Source organism: Pseudomonadota bacterium (genome assembly GCA_034660915.1).
GTDB lineage: Bacteria > Desulfobacterota > Anaeroferrophillalia > Anaeroferrophillales > Anaeroferrophillaceae > DQWO01.
The window spans coordinates 1-18780 of record JAYEKE010000039.1 but is presented as its reverse complement, the minus strand read 5'-3'; the positions used below and the strand labels follow the sequence as shown (position 1 = coordinate 18780).

The 18780-nt window shown below is 49.6% G+C and carries 13 protein-coding genes; 5 read left to right on the top strand and 8 right to left on the bottom strand.

The features are described 5' to 3' along the window. From U9P07_02260 to U9P07_02245, 4 genes are all read left to right on the top strand, one after another. A partial coding sequence (locus U9P07_02260) for an ABC transporter ATP-binding protein (GenBank protein ID MEA2108230.1) occupies positions 1-598 on the top strand: 598 nt, incomplete at its 5' end. A 29-nt stretch (positions 599-627) separates the two neighbouring features. After that, the gene (locus tag U9P07_02255; protein MEA2108229.1) at positions 628-1878 is read left to right on the top strand and encodes an FtsX-like permease family protein; all 1251 of its coding nucleotides are present in this window, start codon (positions 628-630) and stop codon (positions 1876-1878) included. 9 nt (positions 1879-1887) lie between these two features. Next, the gene (locus U9P07_02250) at positions 1888-2655 is read left to right on the top strand and encodes an outer membrane lipoprotein-sorting protein (protein MEA2108228.1); all 768 of its coding nucleotides are present in this window, start codon (positions 1888-1890) and stop codon (positions 2653-2655) included. A gap of 13 nt (positions 2656-2668) precedes the next feature. After that, positions 2669-3859 carry a hypothetical protein gene (locus U9P07_02245; protein ID MEA2108227.1) on the top strand — a complete coding sequence of 397 codons (1191 nt, stop codon included), beginning with the start codon at positions 2669-2671 and terminating at the stop codon, positions 3857-3859. 382 nt (positions 3860-4241) lie between these two features. On the opposite strand, the gene U9P07_02240 is transcribed toward U9P07_02245, so the two are convergent. From U9P07_02240 to U9P07_02225, 4 genes are all read right to left on the bottom strand, one after another. Then, positions 4242-6284 (bottom strand): hypothetical protein, encoded by a 2043-nt coding sequence (locus U9P07_02240; protein ID MEA2108226.1) that lies wholly within the window; start codon positions 6282-6284, stop codon positions 4242-4244. 151 nt (positions 6285-6435) lie between these two features. Beyond that, on the bottom strand, positions 6436-8409 hold the full coding sequence (locus U9P07_02235; protein MEA2108225.1) for a hypothetical protein: 1974 nt from the start codon (positions 8407-8409) through the stop codon (positions 6436-6438). A gap of 157 nt (positions 8410-8566) precedes the next feature. Then, positions 8567-9097 carry a VPLPA-CTERM sorting domain-containing protein gene (locus U9P07_02230; GenBank protein MEA2108224.1) on the bottom strand — a complete coding sequence of 177 codons (531 nt, stop codon included), beginning with the start codon at positions 9095-9097 and terminating at the stop codon, positions 8567-8569. 247 nt (positions 9098-9344) lie between these two features. Next, positions 9345-11582, bottom strand: coding sequence for a S8 family serine peptidase (locus U9P07_02225; protein MEA2108223.1), 2238 nt, complete (start codon positions 11580-11582; stop codon positions 9345-9347). A 541-nt stretch (positions 11583-12123) separates the two neighbouring features. On the opposite strand from U9P07_02225, the gene U9P07_02220 reads away from it, so the two are divergent. Beyond that, positions 12124-14061 carry a nucleoside-diphosphate sugar epimerase/dehydratase gene (locus U9P07_02220; GenBank protein MEA2108222.1) on the top strand — a complete coding sequence of 646 codons (1938 nt, stop codon included), beginning with the start codon at positions 12124-12126 and terminating at the stop codon, positions 14059-14061. Here the strand turns inward: U9P07_02220 and U9P07_02215 are convergent. The 4 genes from U9P07_02215 to U9P07_02200 form a co-directional block, all read right to left on the bottom strand. Beyond that, the gene (locus tag U9P07_02215; GenBank protein ID MEA2108221.1) at positions 13980-14960 is read right to left on the bottom strand and encodes a glycosyltransferase family 4 protein; all 981 of its coding nucleotides are present in this window, start codon (positions 14958-14960) and stop codon (positions 13980-13982) included. The two genes, U9P07_02220 and U9P07_02215, sit on opposite strands and share 82 nt — an antisense overlap. After that, a complete protein-coding gene (locus tag U9P07_02210) occupies positions 14954-15835 on the bottom strand; it encodes a hypothetical protein (GenBank protein ID MEA2108220.1) in 882 nt (293 codons plus the stop codon). The genes U9P07_02215 and U9P07_02210 overlap by 7 nt, the downstream gene beginning before the upstream one ends. A 648-nt stretch (positions 15836-16483) precedes the next feature. Then, positions 16484-17386 (bottom strand): glycosyltransferase family 2 protein, encoded by a 903-nt coding sequence (locus tag U9P07_02205; protein MEA2108219.1) that lies wholly within the window; start codon positions 17384-17386, stop codon positions 16484-16486. A 126-nt stretch (positions 17387-17512) separates the two neighbouring features. After that, entirely contained in the window at positions 17513-18754 is a 1242-nt protein-coding gene (locus U9P07_02200; protein MEA2108218.1) for a peptidase U32 family protein, read from the bottom strand. Positions 18755-18780: the final 26 nt, after the last annotated feature.

The window sequence follows — 18780 nt, the reverse complement described above, 5'->3', positions numbered from 1 at the left end:
CAAACGAGGGGAGTTCGTTGCCATCTGGGGTCCGTCAGGCTCCGGGAAATCAACCCTGTGCAACCTGATTAGCGCTCTTGATCAACCAACCACGGGAAAAGTATTTCTTAATGGCCAGGATATCGCCCTCATGTCCGATGATCAGCAATCAGACCATCGAAATCATTCCGTCGGCTTCATCTTTCAGGATTTTAATCTCATCCCGGTATTCAGTTCCCTGGAAAACGTCATGCTTCCCCTGGTATTACGGGGGGAAGAAGAAACATCCTGTCGTAACCAGGCCCTGGAAATGCTGGCGGCTGTCGGCCTGGATTCTCAGGCACAACGCCTGCCGGATAAGCTCTCCGGCGGCCAGCAACAGCGGGTGGCCATCGCCAGGGCCCTGGTAACCGGTCCACCGCTGGTGGTTGCCGACGAACCGACGGCAAATCTTGATTCTGAAAATGCCGGCCACATTATCACCCTCATGCAACGGTTAAACCAGTCCATGGGTACCGCTTTCATCTTTTCCACTCACGACCAGAACCTTTTACACCGGGTAAAAAGGCGCATTCAACTTCATGACGGCCACATCATTGAGGATATCATTGATGTATAGTTATCAAAAAAATACATAGATTGGACATAATGTTTCCCTGGCTAAAACTCGCCTATCGCAACCTGCTTAAGAACAGACGTCGCTCACTCTTTACCCTGGGAGCGATCGCTTTCGGTTTTGCCGCCATTAATCTCCTGGGCGGCTTCAGCAACTATATTTTTAATGCTTTGGAAGACGGCTATGTCTACGCCCGCGGCAACGGCCATCTTTCTATCTTTAAAAAGGATTTCCATCGCGAAGGTCAACTTAAGCCGGCAGACTACCTGCTCAATAAAAAGGAGTTGGAGGAAATTTCCGCTCTCTGCCACCGGGATCCCCGCATCAGCATCATCACGCCCCAGCTGAATATTTCCGGCCTGCTCAGCAATGGAAAAATCTCCACCATTATGATGGCTGAGGGCAGAGACCCGGATGACATGAGAGCCATTCGCCATTTAGGACATGGCTTCACCAGCAAATTAAAATTATTTCGCGGCCATGAACTCAGCGATGAACCCATCTACCAGGTCGGGGTCGCCAAAGGCCTGGCCGGCAACTTCAACCTGAAAATCGGGGATAATGTGGTGGTCATGACCACCACCGCCGACGGCTTCATGAACGCCTTCGATGCCGATATTGTGCAGACCATTGATGCCCCCCTGGAGATACTTGACAACCTGCTGGTATCGATGCCGCTGCGCTTTACCCGGGAACTCTTTGATACCAGGGGGGCTGATCGCCTCAACCTGCTGCTGAAAAATGCCAGGATGGCCTATCCGCTGAAAAAACATCTGGAGCAGCAATTGGCCGCCAGGGGCTTAAACGTCGAAATCTATACCTGGGATCAGCTGCGGCCCTCCTATTTGAAGATCCGCAACATGTTTAATGTCATTTTCACCTTTGTATTTATCATCGTTCTGACCATTGTTGCTTTAAGCGTGGTCAATACCATCAGCATGGCGGTGCTGGAACGTACCCGGGAAATCGGGACCTTACGGGCTTTAGGCTTAAAACGATCCGGGGTAGTCAGGATATTTTCAATTGAAGGAACTCTTTTAGCCGCTGCCGGCTCTTTTGGCGGCTTCTTCCTCACCCTGCTGGGCTGGGCGGCGGTAATCATCCTGCAGCCCAGCTGGACCCCACCCACCATCCCCAAGGAAGTACCCCTGGAGATCCACCTGGTTCCCTGGCTGATGGTCGTAAGTTGTCTGGCAATGATTGGACTGGCGGCGCTGGCGGCAATAATTCCGGCCCGGCGGGCGGCGGGTTTACGGGTTATTGAGGCATTACGACATATATAGGATGCGGTAATGACAAAGATAAACAAGTGCTTCTTCCTCTGCCAGGCGGGAGGATTTCTTCTCCTGTTATTGGTCTGGCAAAACAGTGCGACAGCAGCACTCTCGCCAAAAGCAATTTTAGAGCAATGTGATCACGCCCGGGGCAATATTTCAGGCGTTACCTGGGATCTGAAGGTGGAAGCCGGAGAAGGGGTGAAAATCAGTCATCGCCATCTTCGTGTACGATCACGAAGCTATAATGTCATTGCCGAAACCCTGTCACCGGCACGACGCCGGGGACAGATGCTGATCCTGCTGAACGGCAACATGTGGTTTTACAAGCCCGGCTTGAGCAAACCCATCCCGGTTTCCAAACGGCAAAAGCTGCTGGGGCTGGCCAACAACGGCGATATCGCCTCCACCAACTATGCCCAGAATTATACGGTTCTGCAGCAGGACAAGGACAAGATAGAGGATGAACCCTGTTTTGTTTTCACCCTGCAGGCCAAAACCAGCAAGGCCACCTATAAGTTCATCAAATACTGGGTCAGCAGCCGGCGGCTGGTCGGCATCAAGGCGGAATTTTATACCGCCCGGGGGACAAAATTACTCAAATCAGCCAGGATGGAATACAAAAATCAGGTTACGGCCAACGGGGGGAAACAACAACCATTTATCTCGCGGATGATCATCCATGATGAATTAATGTCCGCCAATACCACGGTGCTCAACTTTTCGCGCCCGTCGCTCACCCCCATCCCGGCAGCGGCATTTAACCTGAACCTGTTGCAAAGATGAGCGAAAGGATCCCATGAAGTGGCGTTTCACCCTGGTGCTGCTCGTTTTGTTGGGTGCTTTTGTATTCTCCCGGCCTTTTCGGCTTCTCGCCGCTCCGGTTGCCGGCAAAAGTGAGAATGCCGTCGCTGCCGCTGTCCTTTGGGAGGCCATTGACTTCAGGCTGGCCAGCCTCAATTTCTTCCAGTTTCAGCAACCGGCAAAATCCGACATCAACCCCAACAACAATCTCCAGATCAGCCACCAGGAGATTGCCGCTTTTCTGCGGCCGGATTTTCGGGCAACCTTCCCCAAACTGACCTTATGTTTTAAACCCCGGTTTGAATTGCAGCACAATCATTGGCACGACGGCCCAAAAAAAGGCCGATCAAAAACTGATGCCGATCTTTTTATCCATGAATACGTTCTCAGTCTGCCCGTCAGTGAAAGCATTCTGCTCTCCTATGGGCGCGAAGACCTGCAATGGGGTCCTGCATTCCTGCTATCACCATCGAACCCATTTTTCAGCTACAACGGCCGGAATCAACCGAAAAAAGAAGTACGCAGTGCCGATTATGCCAAACTGATCTGGAGTCCAAACCTGGAATGGTCAGGGTCCATCATTATCAACACCGACCAGGGACGGAAAAAATTGCTGACGGATTTCAACCAAACCTACGCCGCCAAGCTGGATTACCTGGCCGAAAAAGCCTACTTCAGCCTGATTGCTTCCTACCAGGAACACACTCAAAGCATGCGTTTGGGCGGTTTTCTAAGCTGGAACCTCAGTGACTCAACCATAATATATGGTGAGGCAAGTGTTTCTGACGAAGAGGTGGAAATTCTTACCGGCGCCTCTTACACCTTTCCTGGCGGCAGCACTATTTCAGCTGAATATTTTTATAACGGCAATGGCCACCGCCATGGATCATTAGTACCGAAGCTGTTGACCCTTGATGAATATGAAGCCCGAGAAAGCCTCTTTCGCCAACATTATGTTCTTCTCCAGTACTATGATCATGACCTCCTGTCCCGCTGGAACATCCTGCTCCGCAACACCATCAACCTGGATGACCGGTCCTTTTCCCTCCTTATCCATGGGGAATACAACCTGGGCGACCACTGCCAACTGTTTGCCACCGGGACCCTCAACCATGGTGACCGGCAGAGCGAACTGGCCGGCATCATTGACTCAAGCCTTATGATCGGCCTCGAATTAACTTATTAAATCAACTTTCTGAGGTAAATATACGGGTAACTATTCAGCATTATATTTTTTTCACCACAGAGGCCACTGGGTTCACAGAGAAAAACATTAAAGTGCTTGCCTCTGTGAACTCTGTGTTCTCCAGTGCGCGTCAGCGAACGGGTGGTTCGTAGTGTTTTTGTTGTAATTCATTATAAAAAGAGCTTTGTGGCTCCGTGAGAGTATTTTTTAGTTTTTTGAAACTCGTAGCCGAATACTTACACTTCCTGAGTTGTATATCTTTGCAATCACAAGAGATCTATTGGATTAAAAAGTTGATCATGAATCCCAAATAAAGAAAGCCCCGGGATATGATCCAGGGGCTTTCATGTGAATGGTTTGCTCAAGTAGTCGGACGTTGCCGTTATCTCTCGCTGTAGCCGTAGCTGCCATTGCAGGCACCGGTAAAGGTTACTACCCCGGTTTTTCCCGTGCTGCTGCTGGTAAAAGAAATGGTCCCGGCGGTGGGATAATTGGCGCAGGCGTTCTGGTCCAAGGTAACATTATTCATCGAGAGCGTATAGGGCCCTGCGGCACCAGGGGCATTCGTATTGATAACCGCGCCGGTTGCCGAGGTGGTTAATGACATATTAAGATTCACCGGTCCGGCAGCGGTCTGCAGGTTGGTGGTCACCGTGACACTGTCACCCCCGGTGCTGACAATATCGACATAACCGCTGTTGATCGTATAAGCACCATTCGTAACGTTGGTAAAGGTTAACCTGATGGTCCCGGCATTTTCGGTTAGCTCTGACAAATTCAAGTCATCCATGGTTCCGGAAATTTGCATGGACCCGGACAGCTGCTGGCCGCTGATGGACAGGTTGGTGATGTTTATCTGGCCGGAAACATTTGATTGATCGCCGGCACCTTTAGCCAGTAAAAGCTTACCCGATATCTGGCCGTTGGCAAACGGCGCTCCATTCTTCATCACATTATTAAAGCTTGCTGAAAAATCAGCCCCCATTCCCTGATCACCAAAAACCACGTTTGAGATCACAATCTGAGCACTGCCACTCATGACGCTGCCGGATTCCATCCGATAACCGGAACCAAAGTCTGCGTTGATGGTGATAGGCGAGGGAATCGGAGCACCATTTAAAATGCCTATTAAATCCAACTCTGGACTGATAGTAACTACCTGTTCTTCCTCAAATATCTCCGAAAGTTCCGTCAGACCGCCGGAAAATCCCGAGGTAATGCCAAAGATAAGGTCGATATTCTGCTTAATCTCGTCTCTCATGGCCGTGTCGGTGACCGTTGACGAACCACCACCGCCACCGATGACCAACGGCGTCACCCATAAACGAAATGAATCCAATCGTCCTGCCGGGGTCATAAGAAAATAAAAATTATAGGTGCCGGGAATGCCGGACATATCAATATCAGGTAATATCCGGGTATTAAGGCCACCGGTGGTGTTGGCCCGCCATTTTACCAGGCCATCAGTAGAAAGCGGATGGATACCGTTGGCAGCATCAAAAAGGTAGATTTCCGCACCAATTTGAATCCCCACGTACAAATCAGCCGAGTACAACAGGCCGCTGATGCCGGCGGTCAGGGACATGATATTCCCGCCGCCGGCCGCCGGACCGAAACCGAAAGGATTCGCCGAGGCGGGGACAATGCTGGTAACCGGGGATACCGCCGGAGTGGTAATAATCGCCGCCTCCTGCCCGTTGGGCAGCGGCATGGCGTTGCCGGGAGGAAAATCGGTAACTTCATAGGAAGAAGCACAGACGTTGTCAAAGCGGGCATGGAGACCGGTTCCCCCGGCAAACAGCCTTAGAGTATCGATAACATTATATGCACCCCAGGAGAAATCTCCGGTAAGCTTGTAAGTGGTATCCTGACCGTTGACCCGAAAAATCACCCCGTCAGCCACCATGCTGAGACCGATGGAGTTTACGGTACCGGAAAAATCAAGGTGAGGAAGCGGGATAACCCATTCTCTGCTATCAAAGTCATACACCTTAAATTTCAGCATCCCGTAGTTAGGATAATAGTAACAAAGAACCCCGTTGGTAGTATATTCACCACTATCACCATTAACGACAAATAACACATCGCCACTGGTACGGATGCGAACCCCCACCCGGTCATGGTCATCTGTAGAGCTGACAATATCAACATCAACATCCACCGAAAAAAAATCAGACGGCCAAAATCCCATTGAAGCATAGGTGGAAATATCCCCGATACCCTGAACATCAAGCATCCCGTCATGGATCGACCAATAAGTAGCATCATTCACAGTCCAGCCACTACCGGAAGAAAAATCACCCGATGACAGCATTTCACAGGCCGCAAATCCGCTGGAAACAGTGACAAAACCACCGATAAAAATAAACAGGAAGAACAGAAATGACCATTTCTTCAAACGGGATGACAGGTTATTAGTTGACATGATCAACTCCTTCCTTCAAGTTTTAACATTGAAAACATGCTTCTATCCAGCACACTTCTCTCACTACGACCATCAGAAAACATAGACCCTTCGCCTCACCGGGCGAAGGGTCTCCCAATATCATATCAATCTGTTATCATCATCCTTGCCACTATTGCAACATAAAGTAGGTGGACCAGAAATAGTAATGACTGAAATCGGTTTCTCCGGTTGGGGTGACGGCAATATACAAATTATACAGCCCCGTCGGCAGCAGCGCCAGAGGGATATCCCCGTACAATGATTCGTTGATATCAGCAAAACTGGCATTGGTCTTCCAGCGGGGAAGTTCCGTCAAGGTCGACGATAATTTTAATTCATTACTGCCATTAATCAGATACAGCGCGCCTGAAAACTCGAGGGCGAGATAGATATCCACTCCGGCTGAAAATGGCGGCAGACCCACCTGAAGATTCAAATTCCCCGTCATCAGATCGCCGACCGCAAAGGGTTTGCAATCGGCTGGATCAGACTGGAGAAGCGGATTTTCCACCGGCGGATAGCTCCAGGCTTCCTGGCCTGCCGGCACCGGCAGAGCAAAAACCGGAATTCCCAGGGCGGTGAACTGGGCCTCCACCGACTTGTCACCATCCATCACCAGAGGACAGGCGCCGCTGCCGGTACAATCACCGGACCATTCACCGAAAGATGAAGTGTAACTCACGCCATCAATAGGGGTAGCGGTTAAAGCAACCGCCGTGCCTTCAATAAAGTTATGGCTGCAGACCTTATCTCCAGTTAGTGAACCGTTCGTACAATCAAGGCCGGCCGGGGAGCTGACCACGGAACCCGAGCCATGGATAGTCACCGTCAGGGTGTGGCTGGGCAAAAGGGGATACACCGGGAAGGGATATACCGGCAGAAAACCGCCGGTGACAATAATCCACGGAGCGTCGAAATAGAGCCCCTGAGCGCCGGCATAGGAGAAAACCACCCCACCGCCGGGGGCGCTGGCCCCGGGAGAATAAACGATTCTGGGAGCGGTATCTTCAGGCCAGGACTGGACATCCTCATCGCTGAACACCTGCGGCTCTCTCCAGGAAGGATCCCCGGTGGAGGCATACATCCAGACGGCCTGCCGCACCGGAGTGGCATTTGGATCATCCTTGATATAGACCATATTGACATACGGATTACCCGGGGCCTTATAGAATTTTACATCGGCGATATATTCATCGATGCCATCATCGGCATCCACCGCACTGGGCGCGCTCCAGGTGACGCCGCCATCAGTACTGTAAGCGTTCATCAGGTCAATTTCATGGGCACCCCGGTCCCGGTTGTACAAAATCCAGACACCGGAATCATCGACATTTGCCGCCGCCACCCGGGGATCGTAGTCGGCTATGCTATTATTGCTGATTCTCTCGCTTTTATCCCAAACACCGCTGGATGAGGGAAAGCGAAAATACTTGATTTCTTCAGTGGAACCATATTGTTCTGTACCGAAGACCCAGTGAATATGGTTGCCGCCGCTCCCGGGACCATAGGCCAGGCTCTGGGGAGCAGATCCAGCATAGGCTGTCCAGTTAATCCGATCTTTCCAGGTCAAACCGTTATCATCGGAATAACGGACGATCTGCCTCGATGCCCCGGTGATTCCGGTGCGCCAGCCGACATAGATCCGGCCGCTATCCACGTCAAGGGTTGCCGAGAAGCTGCCTTCCACTATCGGTGCCTCACTGACGCGGCTTCCCCCTGGCTGCCCGCCAGTGGATGAACACCGCCACCGATTCAGAGAACCAGCACTATCCACCCAGAACACCTGTACCCGTCCATCATTGTAGATGACCTTGAGACGCTTTAAATCCGAGCGGGCGGTGGTTCCCTGGTACGGGTGGGTGCCAAAACTTGCTATCTCAGACCAGTTAATTCCATGATCCGTAGAAGAATAGAGCCGGATGACGTCTTCCCCGCTGGCCTGGAAAGCCACAAACATCGATCCCGTAGCCAGGTCGTAATCAACATCGAAGGTATTGATCTGGCCGGAATAGATCTGGACGTCAGTCCCCCAGCCAAAACCAGAAGCAACTGACAGCAGAAAAACGGCGACCACAGTCAACAAACTAACAGCAATCTTTCTCATGGGATACCTCCTGAAATAATAGTTGGCAATGGTTGATATGGGGATAAAGTAACACCCTGTTTTATAAATTGTCAATGGAAAAAAGAAAGGGGGTGGCATCGATATCCACCCCCGGACTGGTTAAGCGTAACACCCTAAAGAAATACGCGTTGATTTACTAACGCCACCAACGGCGACGGGCGACGCCCAGCAGCCCCAACCCGGAAAAGAGGAACCACAGGGAAGGGGGAAGGGGAACAGGAGAACATGTCACTCCGAGGGTCTTGAACGAACGATAACGGTCGGGAATGGAGCTGTAATTAACGTGATCCTCACCAAGAAAACCGGCCAGCGCCGCGACCACGGCAGCGACTCTTTCATTTCCATAGCGAGCAGTACCTGAGAAATTTCCCCAGGGATCCAGCGACAACCCCTGGCCGGCAAAAAAGTTGCCGTCATTTAACGCCCCAAACAATGAAGTTCCTCCGGCAGCCGTATCCGGAGAATGGGTGTACAACCCGGGATTTGATCCCGGCTTATATCGTTCGATAGAAGCAAAAAGCCCGGACCAATTAACATTCCCGGAGGCATCCAGGGCAGCCATGCCAGTCGGTTCAGGCTGAAAAAGATAGGTACTCGCCATTGCCGGAGCGACCAGGCCAAAAACAAGTATTACCATTATAAATACCATTGCTTTCATCCTGTTCATAACACCCTCCCATACACCATTAATGATTCTTAATGAGAGTATACATCATTTCAAAATAAAATCAATAGGCCGAAAGTATTAATTTTAAAAAAATTTCCCGGCAGGATAAGGATTTCGACCATACTTTAGTATGAAAAGAATTACGAGCTCGTTATTCGGTAAATAACTCGACTTTCTGACTTGTTCTAAAGCGGGCTGTGCCCGCAAACCAAATTAAGGTGTCAGGATGTTCCGGCATGGCTCGCGCTCATTCTCGCCGGCAGTCAAATTCAACCCGATACTGACCAAAGACATATTGCCCCTCGTCGCTCCCAAGATAGGCAGACAAGGCCTCCAGGGTCTTAAAGTCAGCGGCTTCGGCGGGAACCGATAAAAAATAAATCTCCCACGTTTCCTGATATCCCGGGAGCAGGGCGCAAATATCCTCTGTGGCAAAATAATTTCCATTTTCAACCGGGGTGAATTCTTTGGTCAAAAAATTTTCGTGATTGTCACCGCGGACAAAATAAGCATCGCCGGGAAACGCGATCACCGCGTAATTTCTAGTCTCCTCGCTCAAGGGAAAATCAACTTCGAGCGCCAGCCCATCGCCGGCTGAAATCCGGCCGTCAGCCGCGTCTCCCCCCAGGCTCACCGGGACAACGGCAATTTCACCATCATTGTAATCAAGCACTTCCCGGCGCGGCTCAAGGGAACAAGTTCCCGCATACCAGAAGGCATCAATGCTGCTGCAACTGGCTGGACTTTCACAGCCCGCGAGGTTATCCTGCCGACAGCCAAAATCCGCCGGTAATTGCACCAATCCACTCCCATAGACATTGTCTTTTCCCGCCGTTCCCAAATCCAGCGCATTGGCTTCAAGATACTGCTTGACCTGCAGAGGGGTAAACTCGGGATACCGTTGCCTTACCAAAGCACAGATCCCGGCCACATGCGGAGCGGCGGCAGAGGTGCCATAAAAAGAATGGAAATAGGATGCTGTACTCACCCCTACGGGGGCAACCAGATCAGGTTTCAGCAGGTCACCGGCCGGTCCCTGGGAGCTATAACCTTCAATAACCGCTTCCGGAGATGAAGAAGTCAGACTAACCGCGCCGACAGTAATAACATCGGAATTTGATGCCGGACAATTCAGGTTAACGGTACCATAAGGATCGGAATATTCCAGGGCGGGAAACTGTTCATGGCCTACCAGCAAGACAAGATTTTCACCGTAATCATAAGGAGCAGCATATTCATTTACCTTGAGATAATATTCTCTACCCGATTGTACCTTGAATTTACAGGCTTCAATGCCGAAGGGAAACTGAGCCTGATCCAACCATGATCTATCAATTTCATTTCCATATTGATCAAAAATATATAAATCATAATCATTATAATGTTCAGCCTCCCCATCCCAGAGCAGCAAGACATAGACATCCTCATCGGCATAACCGGTTGTATCGATTTTATTGCGATTATCAAGCAGAGAAAAATTCAGATAACCATTCTGATCCCCATCAATGAATGGGCCACTCCATTTTTTCCGGGCATCATTACCGGCCGCCTGTGACCAGGCAACTCCATGAGCAACGATATCGCTGATGGTGGTGTTCCATTGTTGTTCCACCTGATCTATAAAGTCAATCAAGGAACTCGTACCGATCGAACTGTTATCATCACCCCATAACGCCAAATAGGTCAGTTTACAAAATATTTTCAGATTCAGGCCAATGGAACTGCTGATGACTTCCACCCCTTGTAATTGCAACCATTTAACCGCGTTGTAAAAGTCCACATCAATATCGTCAACATTCACCAGGAAAAGCTCGGCTTCGGGAGCGAGGTCATGGACAATTTCAGCACAGGCCGTTCCGTGTTTTGAGGAATAGAAACTATCACCGTTTTGCTTGATTTGCACCGTTGCCGGCAGGACGGTTCCCAGCAGCGCGGCATAGCCGAAAAAACCGGCATCGATAATTCCCACCTTAATCCCCCGGCCGGTAAACCCGCCGGCCTGCCAGTCCCCGGCACCAAAATCCCGCGGACTAGTGCTCATAACGTCATGAATTTTCGGCTTTGTCGGTTTTTTAATCAGCTTTATCCGTGACCAGACCGCCAGCCCCTGGATTTTTCCCGGGGGAATCCATACCTGGACATTGTTAAAGGCGTGATTGCCAACCCGACCTCCAAGCCGTTCAACCTTTGTCTTAAGCTCCCGCAAAGTGCTTTCACCTAAAGGTTCCAGATAGTTGGCATCAATAACAACAATAACCTTGGTCAGGATTTCATTTTCCGCAAGCTCTGGTGACTCATTGACACCATGATTTGCCAATAATTGATTTTGCTGGGTTTGAGAAATTTCCTTTTTTAATAAGGGGCCTATTTTCTGCTCCGCGGGCAACACACTATTTTCTGCCAGGACACTGCCAATAAAACAAAAGGAGAGTAAGAGCATAAGCGAAACAATTCTCGCGAACATGGCATTCTTTTGTTTTTCCATAAGAGATTATTTCTCCTTACATTAAGCGATTAGCTTTTAGCAGTTAGCTATTAGCTCAATAATTACAAGATTTTTAATATCACCCACCGTAAATATTCGACTTTGTCTATAGATTGACAAATTTTTATTATTTCTCACAGAGACACAGAGTCACAGAGGGCAAATGACTGGGGTTCTCTGTGACTTTGTGCCTCTGTGAGAGTATTTTTATCTTTTCTGAAAACGTAGTCGAATGTTTACCACCCACCTTCACCAGTTGGTGTTGTTACTAATCATCGTAAAGCCCTGATTTTTAAAATCTAATTGCTAATGGCTAACCGCTAATAGCTCAGCTTAGGTTCTCCTTACATCAAATTTCTGACTTGCATTGTCAGGGATAGCGTCCCGGAACATCCCTGGAGATTTGTTTCACCCCGGCCCGTCGGCAGACAGGTGTTTTTGAGCAATCCAGCCACGATTAAAAAGCTTGCAATATGCCCGCAAGTTGTGGCATTTTCCGGGTAATTCTTTTTACCAGATGAGCCCAGAGACGAAGCAAACGATGAAATTCCTGATCCCCACTCCCAAAAAGCGAAAACTTTTTTTCCTCTGTGGTGATCTGGTTATTTTCACCCTCGCCCTTTACCTGGCCTTCAATCTCAGGTTTGAGTTCAGTCTGCCACAAATTTATCGACATCAATTTCTCAAGTTCCTGCCCTTTTTTATAGCCATAAAATTAATCGCTTTTTCTTTATTCAAGCTCTATGACATCACCTGGCGTTTCGTCAGTTTAAACGAAATATGGAATATATGCAAGGCAGCATTTCTGGCTTTTATTGTCTGTAGCACTATTCTTTTTTTCGGCCGCCAGCACCAATTCTTTATCCCTTTTCCCCGCAGCATCTTGTTAATGGATTTCTTTCTCACCCTGGTTTTCTCAGTCCTGGTGCGGGGCAGCAAAAGAATCTATCTGGAAAAGATTATCCCACGGGCTAAACCCTCTGCAGCCCGCAAAGCCGTTATCATCGGTGCTGGACGGGCAGGGGAACAGATCGCCCGGGATTTGCACCGCCGTATCCGGGAACTTCCCTATCAGCCAGTGGCTTTTCTTGATGATGACCAGCGCAAAATCGGCAGTCTGATTCACGGAATCAGGGTGGAAGGTGATTTAAACAGCATTTACCGACTGGTGCCGAAAAAAAAGATTACGGTGGCGATTATCGCCATTTCTTCAGCTAACGCCAGCACTTTGAGAAGAATTGTCAAACTGCTTAAAAGCGCCGGGATCGATGATATCAGGGTACTATCCAGTATTATTGACAGCTCACAGGCCATTGAACTGACCCTGGGAGATTTACGGAACCTGCAGATTGAAGATTTACTTGGTCGCGATGTGGTTGCCATCGACTACCAGATGATCGGCACTTACCTGCAGAATAAGCGGGTTTTGATTACCGGAGCCGCTGGTTCCATTGGCAGTGAAATAACCCGTCAAGTTCTCAGCTTTCAGCCGTCCCACTTGATCCTGCTGGAGATAGATGAAACTGAATTATATAATCTTGACAACAACCTCGGTATAAACCAGCAAACTCAAGTAACCTCCGTGGTTGGCGATATCCGTGACCAGGTAAAGATGCAACGACTTTTCGCCCGTTATCAACCGGAAGTTATCTTTCACGCCGCCGCCTGCAAACAGGTGCCGATCATGGAAAATAACGCCGATGAAGCGGTAAACAGCAATGTCATCGGAACCTATAACATCGCTTTTCAGGCTCATAAAAATGGAGCGGAAAAATTTATCCTCATATCCACTGACAAGGCGGTTAATCCAACTTCGGTCATGGGCGCAACCAAAAGAATCGCCGAATATCTCTGCACCGGTTTCAACCAGGAGGCGGGAAAAACTCAGTTTCTGGCTGTACGCTTCGGCAATGTTCTGGGTAGCCGGGGGGGAGTTTTGGAACTCTTTCTGGAACAATTAAAAAATGGCCGGCCGTTAACAGTTACCCACCCGGAGATGAAACGCTATTTCATGACCATTCCTGAGGCCGTTTCCCTGGTACTACAATCGGTCACCCTGGCCAAGGGGGGGGAGGTTTTTGTTCTCGACATGGGAGAGCCATTATCCATTGTCACCCTGGCAGAGGAGGTTATTCGCCTGAACGGGATGGAGCCCTATACTGATATCGATATCGAGTTTATCGGTGTTCGTCCGGGAGAGAAACTGTTCGAAGAATTGCTGACTGCCGAGGAAGGTACCCGGACCACCTGTCATCGGAAGATTTTTACCGCCAATATAAGCACCGTTTACAATTACCAACAAATTAACGAAATCGTGCGACGCTGCCGCAAGCTGACGCAACAGACAAACCTGGATAACGAACAGGTTAAAAAGTTCCTGCACCAGTACGTCAAAACCTACGCCGGCGTTGAAACGGTTAATTTTGTTAAAGCCCAGCGCCGAACCCTAACCCAGGTAAACAGCAATAAAACGGCATAAAGCATTACTGCTAAACCGCCAAGAGCCAGTGGCAGATGGCGATATAGCAATGCGGTTAAAAAACCTGATAACATCACCCCCCCTTCCCCTAAACTGACCTGCCGGTGACTGAAACCTGCCGCCACCAGGAGCTGATACAGATGCCGGCGGTGCGGACGATACCACTGTTCACCCCGCCAGATCCGGATTGCCAGAGTCATGGCGCCGTCAACAATAAAATTGGCGAAAATTAACAGAAAAGCCACCCACATCGACCAGTCTCCCCCCGGCATCAAAGCCACTAAGGCAGGGAAAGAAAACCCGAGAGCCGTGCTGCCGACATCTCCCATGAAGATTTTTGCCCGTCCCCGCCAGGGGAAATTCCACAGCAGAAAACCCAGACAGCACCCAGCCGGAACATAAAAAAACCGCGCCTGCTCCCCGGCAAGGACCCAGGCGAGAAATATTCCCCCTGCCAAACCTTCCAGCCCCGCCAGACCGTCTATCCCATCCATAAAATTATAAAGGTTGATCATGCTGACGATAAGCGCAAAGGAAAAGAGATAAAAAAGAACTGATCCTCCGGTAAAGAATAACCCACCGATGCTCACCAATGCCGCCGCCAGCAAATGAACCACAAAACGCCTGGAAATCGCCAATTCCCGCCAATCGTCCAACAGGCTGACCGCGGCAAGAAATAACAGGCCGCCGGCAAAAAAGATCATGGCCGGAGAACCGCCAATCTTCAGGATCAAGAACAACAAAACCAGAACGATGGCAATTCCACCGCCAGTGGGAGTCGGCTGTTCATGACTGCTGCGCTCGTTAGGGACATCAAGCCATCGCCGCCAGGTGGCAAACCACCAGATCAAACCCACTCCCAAAGCAGTAAAAAAGACCGCAAAAAGGAAATTCAGCACTGAAACCTCCGGGGCTGGTAGGCAAAATCCCGGACAGCCGTCCGGAAATCAAACGATAAATCTTCATTCATCCGCTGTACCATCGCCGGAGACACGCCCAAACGAGGTCTGCACAAACGGGCGAGCCGAACTAAAGATAAAAACAAAACCGGCGGCAGAGAAATAATTCTTTCCTGTTTTCCGAGACCCTGAAAAATCCTGCTGACCATTTGCCGGTATGTCAACGTTTCACCACCCCCAAGATTGTAGATGTTATTATATGTCTGCTGATTATCAAGCACGGCCATAACCGCCGCCGCTAAATCATCAGCGTGAACCGGCTGCCGCAGGCCGGTAGCCGGACCGGCAACCGGGAAAAAACCAAAACGCCGGATAAACGACCGGATAAAGGCGATATTTTTATCCCGCCGGCCATCATAGATCAAGGTCGGACGAAAAATCGTCCAGGGAATTTTATCGGCACAGAGAGTTGTTACGTCATCTTCTCCCGCAGCCAAACAGGCAGCCAGCTTCCGCTCTTCAATTTCCTGGGAGTGAAGTTTAACCAAACGACTGGTTGAGCTGAAAGCCACCAGACGTGACAGCAATACTCCCGCAGCCAGCAACTCCTGAAGAAAATCGGGCAACAACCAGATGGGTGCCAGATGGATAAAAACAAAGGGTTCTGTCTCTGTAGCCAGAAGTTTGACCACGGCAAGTCTCTCTGCTTTACGATCCAGATCAACCGGCAGGAAGGTAATATTGGCTTCATTCACGTAGCGACGATGCCTTCCCAGCACGAACAAAGCAAAAGAACTTTTTAACAATCGCGGGATCAAGGAATGGGCAACAAGACTGCCTGAACCGGTGATAATGATTTTTGGCTTATTATTCATGTAAGAAATCCCTGAATTAAGCGATTAGCTTTTAGCAGTTAGCCATTAGTATCTTACTCCTGAAAACCTGCGCCTGCGGTCCGTACTGGTTTGCACGTTTGCTTCGCCGTGCTTCGCGGGGGGACACTCTTGACTATCGCTCGCCCAGTGGAGGAACAGCTTGAATTTGCTTTTAACGCGAAACTCAAGAATGTCCCCAATCCCGGTGACCCCGATTCCAATTTCCCCCGCCCTCCCTTAGTTAAATCAATAAATCAACAACGTCCCCTTTTGCGTTTAGCTACATACTGCTTTTCCTCTTTTTTTTTCGTGTTTTTCGTGGTGAAATCTTTACCTTTTTTCTTCGTGTTCTCTGTGTCCTCTAGTGAGCGCAGCGAACGGGTGGTTTATATTTTTTTTCACTTTCCCTCCTTCCTTCGCCTGCGTCAGGTACCGTTTTGCACGTTTGCTTCGCCGTGCTTCGCGGGGGGACACTCTTGACTATCGCTCGCCCAGTGGAGGAACAGCTTGAATTTGCTTTTAACGCGAAACTCAAGAATGTCCCCAATCCCGGTGACCCCGCTTCCAATTTCCCCCGCCCTCCCTTAGTTAAATCAATAAATCAACAACGTCCCTTTTTGCCCCTTTTTGCCTTCCAAAGGTACAAAGTCACAGAGAACCCCTGTCATTTGCCCTCTGTGACTCCGCTTGAAAACGACCTGTCAACAGATATTTTGGAACTCCCAAGGCAAAATGGATCCAGATGGCTGTGGTTACCAACAGATAAAGAGGCAAACCGTAGCGCCGCCGGTGAAATTTGTGGTAAAATCGTCCCATGCCACAATGTTTATACCAGGATATCCGCAGCGGCATGGTCTGGCTGCAGCTTCCCTGATAATGAATGATTTTAACATCAGGAATAAAAAATATTTTCCATCCTGACAAGCTGATTCTTTTACATAAATCAAGATCTTCACAGTGGAGAAAATAACCCTCGTCAAAACTTCCAATTTCCTCAATGACCGCCCGCCGGGCAAACATAAATGAACCGGAGATTGCTTCCACTTCCACCGGTTCAATCGGCAAAGGGCTTTCCGACAGATTAAAACTAAACTTCGAAGAAGGTCGCCACCTGGAAAACAAGTCACCTAAAGTATTGCCGGGTGTCGGAATCAGACGGCGGCAGCCTCGCTGCTCACTGCCATCGGGATTGGTAACCAGACAGGTAGCCATACCAACATCCTGGTTATTTTCCATAAAAACCAGCAGGCGCTCTGCCACCCCTTCGCTAAGCTGACAGTCGGGATTCAGAAAAAGGAGGTAACGACTCTCGGACAGCACCTGTTCAAGGGCTATATTGTTGGCCCGGGAAAAACCTAAGTTCCGCCGGTTTTCAAGCAGCAACAACCGCTGATCGGAAGAAAATTGCTGACGCGCTTTAATCAGGCTATCATCAGTGGAAGCGTTGTCAACCACGATAACTTGTTCCACAACAGGAGATAATAAAACCGTCTCCAGACAGTCTGCCAGTAGATTTCCGGCATTATAATTTACGATAATAACGGTCAGCAAAATATCACCTAAAATGAGCGATTTTTGAGCTAATAAGCCACCGGCGACTTCGGACTGTTTAAATCGCTTAACTTGAGTATCAGAACCTGTTCATTGAGATCTTCTACATAAATAATTTCAGGGGGGTTAACAATTTTTCCGATGTAAAATCTGTCCGGGACGCAAAGTTCCGCGGTCGACCTCAACCCATACCCGACGTCCGGGATGGGCGCCCACAAGTAATTTTCCCTCATCATCAAGAATCATGGTAATTGTAACCGCAAAATCCCTCTCCGCAGGATCCATCACCAGCAACTTATCACCAACTGCAATTTGATCTTTCACTGCCAATGATATTGGCCCCGCCGTACTTTTCTCACCCAATTTTTCCTCTAATACCAGCGCCACATACTGATAATTCCTGATATATGAACTGTCTGAAACATTCTGGATTTCCAGCCCGGAAGAACCATCAATAAATCCCTGAGTATAGCCACGATGGCTGACCCGGGTCAATTCATTTTTCAGCCGTTCCATTTCTTCCCGGCTGACCTCACCATCTTCACCAGCCAGGAGATCCAGCAGCCGGCGATACACCCGGGTGACCACGGCCACATAGTAGGAACTTTTCATCCGACCCTCTATTTTAACCGAAGAAACGCCGGCAGCCCTCAAGGCCGGTAGATGTTCCAACAGGCACAGATCACGGGAATTAAACAAATAGGTACCCCGCTGATCTTCCTCTATGGGGAAATAATCACCCGGCCGGGTTTCTTCCATGACGGCATAACTCCAACGGCAGGGCTGGGCGCAATCTCCCCGGTTGGCTGATCGACCGGTCAAGGCGCTACTTAAGAGACAGCGGCCGGAGTAGGCCATGCACATAGCCCCATGCACAAAGACTTCCAGTTCCATTGCCGGAATTGCCCGGTGAATTATAGCAATATCTTCGAGAGAGAGTTCACGGGCCAGATTAACCCGTTTGATTCCCAGACGATGCCAGAATAAAGCGGCCTGTTGATTGGTGGTATTGGCCTGGGTGCTGAGGTGCAGAGGAATTTCCGGCAACAGTTCACGGCAGAGGTTGATAGTTCCCGGATCACTGACGATCAGGGCATCGGGGGAATGGGAGCGCAGGGAAAAAAGAAACGCGGAAAGCGATTCCAGCTCCCGGGGATGGATATAACAGTTAACCGTCAGGTAGGATTTAACCCGGTGGTCCCGGCAATAGGAAACAACCTCCGGCAATTGCCCGGTAGTGAAATTACCCGCATGGCGTCGAAGACCAAAATCAGGACCGCCAAAATATACCGCGTCTGCACCATAAGCAACGGCAACTTTCAGTTTCTCCCAATTACCGGCGGGTGACAGAAGCTCAACCTCAGCCATTCTCCTTCAGGCTCTTTCCATGCTGA

Excerpts from the sequence above, each read along its gene's own strand:
- U9P07_02245 (MEA2108227.1), top strand. The coding sequence starts at position 2,669 with ATGAAGTGGCGTTTCACCCTGGTGCTGCTCGTTTTGTTGGGTGCTTTT.
- U9P07_02230 (MEA2108224.1), bottom strand. The coding sequence starts at position 9,097 with ATGAACAGGATGAAAGCAATGGTATTTATAATGGTAATACTTGTTTTT.
- U9P07_02235 (MEA2108225.1), bottom strand. The coding sequence starts at position 8,409 with ATGAGAAAGATTGCTGTTAGTTTGTTGACTGTGGTCGCCGTTTTTCTG.
- U9P07_02200 (MEA2108218.1), bottom strand. The coding sequence starts at position 18,754 with ATGGCTGAGGTTGAGCTTCTGTCACCCGCCGGTAATTGGGAGAAACTG.
- U9P07_02220 (MEA2108222.1), top strand. The coding sequence starts at position 12,124 with ATGAAATTCCTGATCCCCACTCCCAAAAAGCGAAAACTTTTTTTCCTC.
- U9P07_02225 (MEA2108223.1), bottom strand. The coding sequence starts at position 11,582 with ATGGAAAAACAAAAGAATGCCATGTTCGCGAGAATTGTTTCGCTTATG.
- U9P07_02210 (MEA2108220.1), bottom strand. The coding sequence starts at position 15,835 with ATGAATAATAAGCCAAAAATCATTATCACCGGTTCAGGCAGTCTTGTT.
- U9P07_02250 (MEA2108228.1), top strand. The coding sequence starts at position 1,888 with ATGACAAAGATAAACAAGTGCTTCTTCCTCTGCCAGGCGGGAGGATTT.
- U9P07_02255 (MEA2108229.1), top strand. The coding sequence starts at position 628 with ATGTTTCCCTGGCTAAAACTCGCCTATCGCAACCTGCTTAAGAACAGA.
- U9P07_02240 (MEA2108226.1), bottom strand. The coding sequence starts at position 6,284 with ATGTCAACTAATAACCTGTCATCCCGTTTGAAGAAATGGTCATTTCTG.